This is a genomic window from Microbulbifer maximicatervae (SeqCode) (assembly GCF_052467825.1).
On sequence record NZ_CP174327.1, the window covers coordinates 4,663,890 to 4,678,256 of the forward strand.

General features: G+C 46.8%; 10 protein-coding genes. 4 read left to right on the forward strand and 6 right to left on the reverse strand.

All coding sequences use genetic code 11. The features are described from left to right. Window positions 1-527 precede the first annotated feature (527 nt). Together ACJJII_RS20535 and ACJJII_RS20540 are read left to right on the forward strand one after the other, a co-directional pair. Window positions 528-1,148 carry an NHL repeat-containing protein gene (locus ACJJII_RS20535; protein ID WP_444917551.1) on the forward strand — a complete coding sequence of 207 codons (621 nt, stop codon included), beginning with the start codon at window positions 528-530 and terminating at the stop codon, window positions 1,146-1,148. Between the two features lie 529 nt (window positions 1,149-1,677). Then, entirely contained in the window at window positions 1,678-2,982 is a 1,305-nt protein-coding gene (locus ACJJII_RS20540) for a patatin-like phospholipase family protein (protein WP_444893513.1), read from the forward strand. Between the two features lie 44 nt (window positions 2,983-3,026). Here ACJJII_RS20540 and ACJJII_RS20545 read toward each other — a convergent pair whose 3' ends face one another. Next, window positions 3,027-4,706: an NAD-dependent malic enzyme gene (locus ACJJII_RS20545; RefSeq protein WP_444917552.1), complete on the reverse strand. Its 1,680-nt coding sequence runs from the start codon at window positions 4,704-4,706 to the stop codon at window positions 3,027-3,029. Between the two features lie 282 nt (window positions 4,707-4,988). Here ACJJII_RS20545 and ACJJII_RS20550 point away from each other — a divergent pair, with 282 nt between their 5' ends. Beyond that, a complete protein-coding gene (locus ACJJII_RS20550) occupies window positions 4,989-6,956 on the forward strand; it encodes a DUF3604 domain-containing protein (RefSeq protein WP_444917553.1) in 1,968 nt (655 codons plus the stop codon). A gap of 32 nt (window positions 6,957-6,988) precedes the next feature. On the opposite strand, the gene ACJJII_RS20555 is transcribed toward ACJJII_RS20550, so the two are convergent. Together ACJJII_RS20555 and ACJJII_RS20560 are read right to left on the reverse strand one after the other, a co-directional pair. Continuing rightward, window positions 6,989-7,438, reverse strand: coding sequence for a GyrI-like domain-containing protein (locus ACJJII_RS20555; protein WP_413662422.1), 450 nt, complete (start codon window positions 7,436-7,438; stop codon window positions 6,989-6,991). 104 nt (window positions 7,439-7,542) lie between these two features. Next, window positions 7,543-8,496, reverse strand: a complete 954-nt coding sequence (locus ACJJII_RS20560; protein WP_444917554.1) for a helix-turn-helix transcriptional regulator — start codon at window positions 8,494-8,496, stop codon at window positions 7,543-7,545. 1,046 nt (window positions 8,497-9,542) lie between these two features. Between ACJJII_RS20560 and ACJJII_RS20565 the strand changes: the two genes are divergently transcribed. After that, entirely contained in the window at window positions 9,543-9,878 is a 336-nt protein-coding gene (locus ACJJII_RS20565) for a hypothetical protein (protein ID WP_444917555.1), read from the forward strand. Between the two features lie 99 nt (window positions 9,879-9,977). On the opposite strand, the gene ACJJII_RS20570 is transcribed toward ACJJII_RS20565, so the two are convergent. From ACJJII_RS20570 to ACJJII_RS20580, 3 genes are all read right to left on the reverse strand, one after another. Continuing rightward, a complete protein-coding gene (locus ACJJII_RS20570; protein ID WP_444917556.1) occupies window positions 9,978-11,561 on the reverse strand; it encodes a bifunctional AfsR/SARP family transcriptional regulator/alpha/beta hydrolase in 1,584 nt (527 codons plus the stop codon). Window positions 11,562-12,221: 660 nt separating this feature from the next. After that, window positions 12,222-12,923 (reverse strand): YopT-type cysteine protease domain-containing protein, encoded by a 702-nt coding sequence (locus ACJJII_RS20575; protein WP_444897692.1) that lies wholly within the window; start codon window positions 12,921-12,923, stop codon window positions 12,222-12,224. A 765-nt stretch (window positions 12,924-13,688) separates the two neighbouring features. Continuing rightward, entirely contained in the window at window positions 13,689-14,327 is a 639-nt protein-coding gene (locus tag ACJJII_RS20580; RefSeq protein ID WP_444917557.1) for a LysE family translocator, read from the reverse strand. Window positions 14,328-14,367 lie beyond the last annotated feature (40 nt).

Consider the following 14,367-nt stretch of genomic DNA (forward strand, 5'->3'; position numbering starts at 1 on the left):
CTAGCCCGCGCTATTTGGTAGCGCTAATCGGCCTTATATTGACTAACTACTACCAAAAGGCAGCAACCACCTGTAGCAATCCCCGCCCTTTTAGTCGAGGAGGATTTTAAACCACAGCCCTTTGTTTTAAGATCGCTTGAAACAACTGATTAGGAGGTTTTTATCAAGCCGAGTGGCCAGCTCTATTATTTAACTCAGCCTTTTAGTGAATAGAAAAATAATTATCCACAAAGCTACAATCTCACTTTTTGCAGTAATAGCCGCCATTGGATAGACCACAGCCGGCGAATGGAAAATAAATAGGCCAGCACAATATAAGTCTTTGCTGGAAAGTGCTAAGCGCATCTAAAACATCTTTTCTTTCAAAAGGCTGCGCCTACTTTTTGTCTGAAAACTGTCAACAAAATGTAACCAAAGCTCCAACTGAATTATTTATTAGCTTTCAAATGAATTCACTTTAAGCCTTAAAATTTTGACACCCCAGGGTATCAGAAAGCCCTAATCCAAAAACCCTAAGGAGGTTTATCATGGAAATGAACTTTAAAGATAGAGGATTTCTCTCAACGTGGCATTTAAATATGGTCACCTTTGATAGAGAAGATAACCTGTGGTGCGTTGGAACTTCAAATAATATCGGAAAGTGGAATTCAAGAACTTTTGGCCTCGTTGACAAAAAAGAGTACAACCAATCCTGGGATTCCAAAATGATTGCATTTGACAAGTCAAATGCAATGTGGGGTGTTGGGACTAAAGGTAATCTTGCCAAGTGGAATACCACTACTGGAGCCTGGGAGGAACCAGACATTGAAAAGCCCTGGGATCTAAAAATGATTGCCTTCGATAACACTGGGGAAATGTGGTGTGTTGGCACTGAGGGCAATGTAGGCAAGTGGAACCCAATTGACAACAAGTGGGATAATCAGGGGGATCTTGGCGGCTGGAAACTGGATTGGATTGCCTTTAGACCCGGTGACCCAAGAGGTGATATCTACTGCGTGGGAACCAAGGGGAACCTGGGACTCTATGACCCCAAATTTCCGAATGACACTTTCCATATCGCATCGAATTTTGAATGTAAAAGTCTCTATTTCCATGAAATATTTGGGTACTGTGTCGGTACTGAAGGCAATATGGGTGTCTCAATTTAATAGGCAATAACTTTATCTGCTGAATAATATTCATTATTTTCAAGCTATTTCGTTGCCCCACCCCAAAAGTGCTCCTCTGGACCTTTTTGGGTGGGGCGCGGCACTTATCAGGTAAATAGTCCAACAACTAGATACTCTCCTGACCAAACCATTTCCCAGCCAATAAATGGAGCTCTCAGTGGGTTTCAAGGGCTGGACAAGTGGACCTCCCATTTCGCAGTGAAGGGAAGCTGTTCTCGCAAATGACATCGTCCTCCTGAACAACTCACCCTCAGTCTCCATCAGGTAAGCACCACGCCATTGCATCGACCATGCCAGCAAGTACGAATCCCGCTATATATCCAAACACAGCCACAGCGAGATATTTCATCGTTTAATGAGTCAAGTAGTATTCAAGCGGGAAAGCAAATAAAGACGACTAGATGCTATGACGAATTTGATTCTGGGTGATACCCTGCCTTTTTCACCTACAAGCGGATAAATTGTCTAAATTCTCTTGTAGATCGCTGTCACAGTACGGAAAGCCGACATGCAAAAATCGCCATGGGTTGAAAACGCCATTGCAAAAGCGGATGCACACTGGCAGGCATCCAAGTCCACCATTGAAGGAAAAGTATTCAGTGATGTACAGGACAACCAGGGCCTTCAGTATGTCGATATCGTGATGGAAGGTGGCGGTATGCTGGGGATCGCCCTGGTCGGATATACCTACATTCTGGAAAAGGCGGGAATTCGGTTTCGCAAAATTGCTGGAACCTCAGCGGGTGCCATCAATGCGCTCTTCTTGGCAGCGGCCGGTACACCGAGCACTGGCAAGAGCGAAAAGCTCTTGGGTATCCTGGCCAATGCGGACTTTGCCAGTTTTGAAGATGGCGAGCGCTATGCGCGCAAAACGGTACAGCGCCTGCTCAAGGGCAAAGGCTTGATGAGTAGTTTGGCATTGCACCCCTTCGATTCTATCCGCACCTTGCGGCACCTGCTCAGACATAAGGGGCTAAATCCGGGAGATACCTTTACCCAGTGGTTACAAACGGAGTTGAAACAGCTGGGCATTACCAACACCGCACAGCTCAACCAGAGAATTAACCAGTTCCCACAGCTCCTGTACCGCGGCACACCAGATCACTTGATAGGTAGCGGCGAGGTTGCCCTGGTGGCAGCGGATATCACTACCGAGACCCGCGCGGTGTTTCCAGCCAAGGCGCCGCTCTACTTCGATAATCCGAGCGCAGTAAATCCGGCAGAGTTCGTGCGTGCCTCCATGTCGGTACCCGGTTTCTTTAAGCCCTACACCGTAAAGGGCATCCCCCAATTAAGTGAGTGCAATACTGTCGCCGAGAATTGGCGCAGCATTAAAGGCATCGGTGATCCCAAACGTTTTTTCCGCGCTGGCTTTCCCAAAGATATTGAATTTGTTGACGGCGGCCTTGTCTCCAACTTCCCTTTCGATATCTTCCATAAACCCATCGGCACCCCCAAATTGCCAACCTTTGGGATCAAGTTGGAAGTGGACCTGTACCAGCCAAAATCAGATAAGGTAGGAAGGTTTGCGATGGGGCTGATCAGCACTTGTCGCAATATGCTCGACAACCATGTACGCGCGAGCTTGAACGCGGAATACCATGCGCTGGTAAAAGAAATCCCCATCAACCCCACCGATACCGGAGAAAACCCGCACTGGCTGGATTTTTCCATGCCGGACCACCACTGCGAACACCTGTTCCTATCTGGCGTCAATGCAGCAATTGAGTTTTTGAATCAGGGATTCCACTGGGAGGATTACTTGGTGTTGCGCCAGCCGGACTCCTTCTATACCGGGGAAAAGCTGGCTTAGAGACAGGCCCGAAGCGATAGTCGCAACGGGCCCAGCGCTCTTATTTAGAAAGAGCGACGACGATAAGAGCGGTAATCTGCACGCCAGAAGTTACGCTCTAGCAAACGCTCTAAATGCTCGCGGCTCACCTTGGGCGCAACGCCATCCAATTGCGCTTGGGCAGCCACTGCCCGAGCAATATGCATGCTCACATCGCGAATATCATTCAGGTGTGGCAATAAGGCGCCTTCACCATCTTTCACCACCGGCGCCTGCTCTGCCAAGGCGTTGGATGCTGCCATCAACATACCGTCAGTCACTTTGGAAGCACCGGAAGCAATCACGCCGAGGCCAATGCCCGGGAATATGTAGACATTGTTACACTGCGCTACCGCATAGTGATGACCATCGATTTCTACTGCTGCAAAGGGGCTGCCGGTAGCTACCAAAGCCTCGCCCTTGGTCCAGCTGAATATCTCAGTTGGAGTCGCTTCAGCACGGGAAGTGGGGTTTGACAGTGGCATCACCAAAGGACGGCGATGCCCTTTATGCAGCGCTTCGATTACAGGCTGGGTAAACAGGCCCCCCTGCCCCGACACACCAATCAGGATACTGGGCTCGACATTGCCGATCAGCGTCTCAAGATCCCAGCTGGAAACCCCATCGCACCTGCTTGGGTCCTGGGCTAAGGCTGCCTGGAAGTCGTGCAGTCCTTTCATATCGGAAGTCACAAGCCCGTAGCGATCGAACATAAAGATCTGTTCACGAGCCTCTGCATCGGATAGACCGGCCTGCACTTTTGCACTGACGATTTGCTCGGCAATACCACACCCGGCTGAGCCGGCACCCACGATCGTCACCTTTTGCGCGGCGAGGGTCTCTTGCCAGGTCTTGCAGGCAGCCAGAATAGTACCCAGTGCTACAGACGCCGTGCCCTGAATATCATCATTAAAACAGCACAGCCGGTCGCGATAGCGCTCTAACAACGGTGTGGCATTGGTTTGGGCAAAATCCTCAAACTGAACCAATACCTTGGGCCAGCGACGCTTTACCGCTTCAATAAATTGCTCCAGAAATTCATCGTACTCTTCCTGGGAAATCCGCTCATGGCGCCACCCCATATACATGGGATCATTCAGCAAAGTGCGGTTATTGGTGCCAACATCCAAGGTGACAGGCAAGGTATAAGCCGGACTGATGCCGCCACAGGCGGTATACAGAGAGAGCTTGCCAATAGGGATACCCATGCCGCCGATACCCTGATCACCCAACCCGAGTATCCGCTCGCCATCGGTCACCACAATGACTTTGACGTTCTCTTTAGTGGCGCTGCGCAGAATATCGTCGATGTATTCCCGGTCCGGATAGGAGACAAATAATCCCCGGTGGTTGCGATAAATACTGGAAAACTCTTCACAAGCTGCACCTACAGTGGGGGTGTAGATAATCGGCAGCATCTCTTCCGTATGATGTTCGATCAGATAGAAAAACAACGTCTCGTTGTCGTCCTGGATTCCCCTCAGGTAGATATGTTTTTCCAGGCCAGTCTTACACTGCTGGAATTGGAGGTAAGCGCGTTTGGCCTGCTCTTCAATCGTCTCAACGGTATTCGGCAGAAGACCGACCAAATTAAACTCGAGACGCTCTTCCAAGCTAAATGCGCTGCCTTTATTGAGCAGTGGTATTTCCAGTAGGGAGGGGCCTGCATGGGGGATGTAAAGTGGACGCTTTTCGTTGTTACTCATATGCCTGCTTTTGCCTATCGCCCGAAGCGATGATTATTGCGTAGCCATATTTCAATATGACTGAATTAGCCAACCATGTTCTTGAAGTTGCATAAATGTGCTAACTCAACTTGAGCCGAAGACTATCTATTGTGCCGATAGATAACAAGGCCCCCGGTGTGGCCCAATTCGCGAATAAACAGAGTCGCTCAACTATGCTAGCTGTAATTTATCTTCTCTTCGCAACGAATTCTTTTAAGTTAAAAAGCGATCCGACACATTCAGGAAATGGAGCCGCCATCGATGCACAAGAGCAAAGCTGGATTAACCCTGCTCCTCTTTATTCTTGTACTCAGCCTTTATAGTTGCAGTAAAAAGTCCAACGGAGATAAAAATACAAATTCAAACGCCCGACAGACTGAGGGCGCCACTCCAGAAAAACAACGGCCGCTCACGGCGATGGCACCGGAGATAGAAGCGGAGCTGGAAGCCCAACGGGACAGCGATAAACGCATCGCTCGCAATGTCTATTTTGGCGATACACATGTCCATACTGGCTGGTCGGTAGATGCGGGGTTGGATGGCGCAATTCTTACTCCCGATGACGCCTATCGATTTGCCCTCGGAGAAACTGTTACCTCCAACAGCGGACTGAAAGCCAAGCTCAGCCGCCCTTACGACTGGTTCATGATCACCGATCATTCAGACGGTATGGGAGTTATCAGCGAGATCGTCGATGGCAATCCGGAAATGATGTCCAATGCCACCTTGAAGAAATGGCACGAGGCATTAATTTCAGGCAGCGAAGAAGCGACCAATGAAGCAAAAAGTGAAGTCATCGTGCTTCAATCAGAAGGCAAACTGCCCGAGCAGGTAATGGATCCCAAATGGATGAAATCCGCCTGGGAAAAAACCGTTGAAGCCGCAGAGAAATATTACAAACCCGGAGAGTTTTCTACCTTTATTGCCTTTGAGTGGACAGTTAACGCCGATGGTGGAGACAACCTGCACCGCAATATTATTTTTCGTGATGGCGCAGACCGCACTAAGACCCTGCTCCCCCTAACCACGTTTGATACCGAAAACCCGGTAAAACTCTGGGAGTGGATGAAGGCCTACGAAGACAAAACCGGCGGCCGGGTGCTCGCCATCCCCCACAACGGCAATATGTCTAATGGCCGTATGTTTATCGAGCGGCAGTTTGATGGCTCCGAACTCACTCCAGAGTGGGCACAAATGCGCGCCCGCTATGAACCCCTTTATGAGCTGGTGCAGGTAAAGGGACAAAGTGAGTCCCACCCTGCCCTCTCCCCGGAAGATGAATTTGCCAACTGGGATCTGTGGGATAGAGGCAACCTGATCTTAAAGCCCAAGCCCCCCGGTGCCCTGCAATACGAGTACTGGAGGGAGGCACTGAAGTCTGGCCTACGCCTGGAGGAGAAGCTGGGCACCAACCCTTTCGTACTAGGCGCAAACGCAGCCACCGACACCCATACCGGGCTTTCTACACCGGACCAGGACAACTTCTTTGGCAAGTTCAAGACCCTGGAACCCAGCAACAAGGAGCGCTGGGCATTTCCCCTGCTCAAGGGAGTTGGTGGAGAGTACTTCGGCTGGGAACAAGCTGCCTCAGGCATTACGGGAGTCTGGGCCAACGAGAATACCCGGGAGGCAATATGGGATGCGATGTACCGCAAAGAGACTTTCGCCACCACAGGCCCCCGGATCTCAGTTCGCTTCTTTGGAGGCTATGACTATAACGATGAGGATATTCACGGTGATCTGGTCGCCAATGGCTATAAAAAAGGCGTGCCAATGGGCGGGAAGCTACCTCAAGCCAGTGAGGGACAGGCACCGACATTCCTTATCGCAGCACTGAAAGACCCTGAGGGCGCCAACCTGGACCGTATTCAAATCATCAAGGGCTGGTTGGATAGCAGCGGACTCACCCGGGAGAAGATCTTTAATGTGAAGTGGTCTGGAAGCCGTAAACTGGATACCGAGGGGAAACTACCCCCGGTTGGGACTACTGTGGATATGAAGACGGCGGAATACACCAACTCCATCGGCTCCCCTCAGCTAGTCGCGGTATTCAAAGATCCCGACTTTAACCCCAAGGAAAGAGCCGTCTACTACCTGCGCGCCCTGGAGATACCCACTCCCCGATGGACTCTATTTGACAAGGTACGCTTCGGTATTGAAATGGATGAAAAAGTACCCCTTACCCAGCAGGGGCGAGCATTCAGCTCGCCAATTTGGTATTCACCCTAGAGTCAAATAGCCCGTATATATACGCGATTCAATTACTTGATGGATATGGCTATCTGAACCTCGTTTCCATCCACATACTGTTCAAAATCTGTGGTGAAAGCTCGCTGATGGGGGCAATCCTCCGCAGCGAAGTAACTCCAAACCTCGCCCCACAAATCAATGGCGACCTGAGGCATTTCCCCTTTAGCGGAAAACATCAGGTATTTGCCGGGCAGTATTTGAATCGACTTGAAATCCTCAGACATATCCTTCGACAACATATCTGAACATGCATACACATCAAAAAAGCCGGTATGGTCAGATTCGTAGTTGGAGTAAACACCAAATACCTTAGGGTTGCCCCTTAATTTGGGGGCAGCCTCTGCGCCGAAGCGCTCCCACATTGGCGTTATCTTTGCTGTTTTTGGGTCAGACTCATTAGCGTTCTTAGTGCGGGTATAAAAACCCACTAATTCCAGGCCTTCTAATTCTCTAACTTCCATTTCTATGGACCAATTATTTAGTTATTCGTAGAGTGCCGAATACTATAACAGCTCTCCGGGAACTGGCCAGGCGCACACGGTCACAAGAAATCACAAGTACCTTTTCAAGCTGACTTTACGGATTTCTGCCTTACCTCTGAAGGGGGGTACCCATACATCGATTTATAAAGCTGGGTAAAATAAGATTGACTTGAGAATCCGCTCTCCAGAGCTATATCGACTAAACGCTTATTGGTAGTCTTCAACTGAATATCAGCATGTTGTAACCTACGTTCGTTAATCCAAGCCTTTGGTGACTCAGCTTTAAAGACTTGGCCAAACTTATTCTTGAATGATGTGAGACTCATCCCAATCTGTTTAGCATAATTTGCTACAGGCCAGTGCTGAGTAGCATTTTCCTCCATAAATCGACGGAAACGCTCATTCACCGGATTAACCTGCCGAAGCAGCTCGTCAGCTAAGCGACAACCGCAAGCACCCTTCAGCTTTAAGAGAAGTAATTCTTCCAGCTTTAAATAATTCAAACTCTCGTCATTTAACTTGCTAAATGCACTCAGTGAATCCAAAGTAAAGCGCGTGAGATCACACTCTGGAAAAACAAAAGGCCCGCTTTTGGGGAGCGTTGTCACGCTGGGTGCAAGAGCATTCTTTGCTTTAATCAGTACGCGAGTGTGTCGCTCATAAAATCGTGTCAGCATGACCGGGCTGATACTCGCACAGATGATTATTAGGTCTTCTCTCTCAGACAAATTATCAACTGTAACATGGCTCATTTCACTCGATAGCCAGATCTCCCCCGAAGCCATAGGGAATTCGCAAGCATCACTATTGATATCAGCAACACCTGAAATCACCATTGTCAGATTAAAATCTGAAGAAAACCCAATTGAAACATTTCCATTTGGTGAAACAAGTATCTTTTGAAACCGAAATAAGTCACCTAAATACTGACTTTCAAATAAGACATTTTGCCTTATGTGAGTGTCCAAATCCTTTTGGCGAGGGGCAATCATGGAATTCACCACTAAATTTACTTCTTCTGTATCTTTACGCTTCACCTGACTCAGCTGAAGCCATGCTCCGATCACGACACTTTTGTTTCCACTGTGCTCAGGGAGCACTCATCAAGAGATCCGTGCACGGGGTGTGTGGTCACCAAGGGGGAGACAAAGCCGCTTTCGAGTTCAGCCATTAAAACTCACAATCGTTGAATTGAGCGTTTGAAGAATCATTTGAAAGGCGGATACAGCGAAACTATTTGCAGGACTAAAGTGCCAACCTCTTTGGGAAGGGCAACTTTATTAGCCAGGATAAGGGGGAAGTCTCGTAAATTAACCTATAAACAGGAGCATACAATCCTGCACTACTTACCGGGCCCTTCCGAAAAATTCAATTATTCTTCATGCACGACAAAGCAAGTAGACACCCCAGTGCACCCTTTACATTTATTTACACTACCTTAAACGGAACAAGAAGAGTCTCTGAGAGTGAGGGATTGTGAGGTTTAAGCATCGCCTATTCTATTAGAAATAGTGTCACCATATGAAAATTACTGACTTAAAAACTCTAAGTATTCACTAGTAGCCCGGTAATGAGAGACCTCAGGTATTTGGCAAAAGATATCTAAAGCAGACCCCATAACCATCTACAGGCCTTGTAAATTATGGAAAACCCAAACAATTTGCCTGATTAAGTCCCTCACTCTGGTGTAATCACCCAAGAACCGCTAGGTAATCACAAAGATACTGCCGGGTAATGCAGCTGTTAACTTAACTATCTTTAAACTTAATAAACATTTGATTTGTACCAGGTATGATTTTTTTCTAAAATGTGGGAAAATACCCCTTAACAATACCCCTCGGCTCTTCATGACAGACTCTGCACCAAATAGGTGCCATGGAACCAAGCGGAATATTTATTGATAAATTGAGAGAAGTTTTATATATAAACTATGCAAGCGGATAAGATCATACCCATACTTAACTTCTATATTTCAACTATAGGTTAGTATTTATCAAGATCTTTTCTGTTAACTCTTTAATTTGCCAATATTAGCAATCAGCAAAACACCCTAAACCAATAAACTCTTAAGCCTTTGAGATTTATGTCAACTAGTTACTCTAAAGAATTGAATCGGCTTGCCCAACTTATGTGGGAGCAAGAAGCGGAGTTGGAGCTTAAGCCCCAGGAAGAGAAAGAAGCAGCTCCTGAAAAGCCCTCAGTCAACAACGCTCCTAATGACGTTTTTTGGGGCAAATGGAAAGGGCGATATATCGTGGTAATGCGCTATATATCTGGTAGAACAACCTCCAATGTTAAGCTCCCCAATATATATGCCGATGAGGCCGATGCCCGCTCTGCCGCCCTCGATATCATTCGAAAATTTCCAGAAGCATCTATTCGCTATCTTTCAGCTAAAGAACTGGCTGTTTACCTATAGCCAACCCTCGAGAGCTTTAGTTGTTGGTTTTTGAGCAGGGTGGCTGCACTGCAGAACCGCCCTCCCTCTTATTATTTTTATAGGTCACACTATCGGCGATTAATGCTTTGATATAAATTGACGAACTTCCTCCACAAATACATTGGAGGCAGGCTCACGCCCCAGGAGTAAGTGACCGTCGCTATTAAGACCAACAAATCGAGCGCCAGGTATAGCAGAAGCAATTTCACAGCCCGTTTGAACAGGAATACGCTGGTCCCCTAGTGAATGGATCACTAAAGTGGGCACATTAATCTCTTTAAGCTTGTCCCGCACATCAATACTGCCAAAAACCGACAGGAAGCGGACAGCATTTTCTGGCGAAGTAGTCAGCCGCTGAAACTCATTAAACCACTCTAATTCCCTGGCATTCGCGCTTGGCATAAATGTCGTGGAAAAAATCTGCCGATAAGCAGGGTTATCCTGCCCCCAGCCCGTCGCTGTCAGGGTCATTACTGCTTCGCGCTCTTTTACCGTGGCCTCACTGGCACCTATTCGCCAACCTGCGTGATAACCCCCAAACAAAATCAGCTGCCTAACTCGCTCTGGGTGTCTTACTGCATATTCAATAGATACTGCCGCTCCTTGCGATATACCTAGCAAAGTAAAGTTATCAACTTCACAGGCATCGACAACAGTTTCAAGGTCTGTAACAAACGACTCAAAAGAGATATTTTCAACCTCCCAATCCGACAGGCCATTCCCACGCTCATCGTAACGAATAAACTGGTGGTCTACAGAAAGCTCCCGAAACAATGGACTCCATATCGGAGAGTCCCAGTCATGCTCTAAATGACTCAACCAGTTTGCGGCTTTAACTATTGGAAGCCCCTCTCCCATCTTGGCATAGGCAATACGCACACCATCGCTGGCCGTACAAAACTCAACCTTCTGTTGAGTTAGCAGTTTACGCCCCGTAGCTAAATCATCACCGGACTCCTGAACTACCGACTCACCAAGCCTGCAGGGCGACCATGTAATGCCTGCTTTGCGGAATCTTTCAGCAAGCCTTGTCCGTTCAAACTCCACTTCACTACTCAATCCCAATGAGCTCAACAAATGCAGTAACTGCGTTGCAGCGTTTGGGTTATAGGGCTCCAATGCCACCCAGCTGCGGGCCCAAGTTAACTGGTCCGGTATAGGGACGCCCGGGTGAGAGGACAAGCGGGACAGCACCCTCCCTTCCAATTGAACAATCTCTTGACGTTCAGACATCAACCACCGTTGAAATAGTTCTTGATCGGGCAGATCGATCCCATCCAGGAAAGGTTCCTGCAGCTGTCGATGGATATCTTCCAGCTCTGCTGCCAGAACGCCGGGGGAATCAAGCTTAAGTGCTATTTCGGCAACATCAATACAAATGCCTTCCGTATCCAAGCTGACACGCTCTCTATCAGCAATGAGGCGCTCTATTTCTGGGTCGTTGACAATGGATCGAATTTTACTCAAAGACCAGCGCAGCGAGGCACGCGGATCATCGGGCAGCTCCCAAAATATCTCACATAAGCGATCTCTCCTGTGAGGTCTCGCAGCCAACAGTAAGAAAGCCAAAAGTGCTCGAGTTTTTCTTGAAGGTGGTAGATTAACTGGGCTGCCATCTCGGGAGACCAGCAGGTCGCCCAGCATTTGGATTGAGATTCCCATTGATAAGTTATTAACCCCTGAAATGTAAGGTACTAGCAGTTCTCAGAGAAAGGCGCCGGTGATTTTCTCAAGGATAATTGTTAGCTGCAAACACCGCTCGCGAAAGATGTGAAACCCTCTGCCAAAACCGCTTGTTCCAAGCCGCTTAGCAATGACAGTATAAACCCAGCAGTTAAGCTTATCCCTACCCCTAAAAGCGCACTCCGCAAGGTTTCTTTGAAGGGCTAGACTGAAATCGAAGAATTGGTCTAATCCGATAGCCTTAGCAAGAGATACTGAGAACGCCAAGAATAGACCCAAGAAAAGGGCTGAACACCTCCGAGCCAAGCGAACATATCATCGGCAATTGTAAAAAGTAGAAAAGAGTATTGAGAGGCCAAGTGAACATATTGAAAGTGAGCTGAAAACCTATTTTTACAAACTCAAAAACTATGTCAGCGCGAGACTTATAATTTAAGCGAGTAGCCAGAGTTTTGGCTCACAAAGGCCCTTCAAAGTTTATGCTAAAACACGCTCGAAAAACGGAAGGTCAACAATAAAAACTATATGAACCTAAAGTAGAAGGGAGAGCGGCTCCTCTAGGTTTACAACCCGTAGACACCCTACCCAACTATCCAAAGTGCTCTTCAAATGCGCAAGCGCTAACTCACAAGCCCTAATTTATCTGTCGCTATGCACAAAGATATCAAACCCCAAAGCCCTTGAAGTTCTATATAACCTCGAATCACTATGATAGTGCTCATACCACTTTCTAAATTGTGAATATTTAAGAAATTTAAACTCACCCTTATTAGGATCAAAAAAATAACTTACTTTATCAGCAGATGGCTCAACACGAAATGCCATCGCATGTCCCCAACCAGTACCAGCCGTCCTTAAGACGCAGTGGATAGTATTGGACTGCTGCTTGAAGCAGTCTTTGGATTCAAGAACATCAAAAGATGCTGCGAACTGATCGTTCAACGAAGGACTTTTCTTTTTCTGTGCAATACCGCTACCCGCCTGCCCAATATTGCGAAATCCCTGAGACTCCAAATATTGTTTAGTCTCCTTAATCATCTCATGAGATGTGCTAGGCCTACCCTCACTTCCATTTGCAAACTTAAATCGATACATAGAGGCGAAGCGCTGGGCGACCACCGCTATTTTTGTCTCATCGATACTATTACCAGTCGTTAGGGCATCCTGAAGCCCCGACTGAAGGGCTTTACTGATCCAACTAACTGACAGAGCCTCACAAATCCCACCCTTGGTATGTGGATGCTTTTTGGTGATTTTTGAATAGCTTCCCTGACTGAACTTCCAGGTTAACTGCCCACCGTAATTGGACGCACTTGCATCACTATTCAGTAAACTTGGCATTTTTTATCCTCACATCACAACCGAACATTCGGCTTTATTTATATTATCCGGGCTTTATGCAAGCAATGTGCAAATTTAGTGATTAATTATTATTAGAAAAAATATCACCCGAACACTTCCTTTAAAAACCACGACAAAAATTCAAAGACTGCACCTCAACCGATCAACTCATCACAAGAAAGTGACAAACAAAACACTGAGGTATCACCCACCTTTAAGGGAACCTTAAAATTAAAACGCAGCTTAGCAATGACTATATTAGTTTGAATGGTCGAAAATATAGCGTTTTCAACATGCTATATTTTTACAGACTACAAGTCCACGACAAGCGATCAATGTCACCATCAGGCAAAACAACCACAAAATAATTATTGTTATTTAAAATTCACTACAGGTAACAAGGTATTTCGGTTTACCTAAATAGAGACTGGTTTTAAATATACTTATCAGTACAGCAATTTGACTAAACACCCAGTTAATTTTAAATCAATACATTGATTTAATTACCCTCGGTAAACAGGCACCAATCAGTAACTTTCGCTACACCGCATAACGTACTCAAAAGAGACATAAACAAACGATCAGAAGAAAGAATCAATGAACTTGGATCAAAAAGACTAAAGAGCCACTACATCGTGGCTCTTTTTTGTCACGGAGGGATATTGCTATTGTTGTGCTCCATACCTGCCAGGGGAAGTTTTAACCTAGGGCGGAAAGAATAAATACTGGAAGCCCTGGAAACAACATCAGTTACACGAGAGAATCTTAAGTATCCTGGCGAACCACTAAACTGCCAAAACCAATCAATAGGCCACCACTAAAACGCTGAACCCATCTTTGCATATTCCCACCAATGGAAGCCACTTTCCACTTCGACAACATAGTCGCAAGTGCCAGAAACCACAGAAATATTATTGATGCATGAAGTGAGACCAGCAGGAAAGCCTCATAGTAACTAGAGCTGCCAACTGAGATAAACTGCGGAAAGGCCGCAAGATAAAACATCGATACCTTGGGGTTAAGAATCTGGGTTAGAAAGCCCTCGCCAAAATTTCGGTATGAGTTCCCAGGAGCTGCTGTAATTGGTAACAATTCATCCCCTGTATCCTTCACGGAAGATTTTGACAGCGTGGCTAATATCGTTTTCACACCCAAATAAACCAGGTAGGCAGCCCCAAGATATTTGATAATTGTATAAAGCTCAGACGACTGCAATATAATCGCCGACAAGCCCAAAATTGAAATGGCACCATGGGCAAATGTTGCTGAAACCAGCCCAAAAATATTCTCTACTCCCGGCCTCAGCCCCCTACTAGCTACTGTTTTAAGAATCAGGACGCTGTTCGGCCCTGGTGAAATAACCAACAAAAGAGAGATTGCAGCAAATGCGAGGATTTCACTCATAACAATAAACACCTTAAAGAAAGCCAGTGGATAAGGGGTA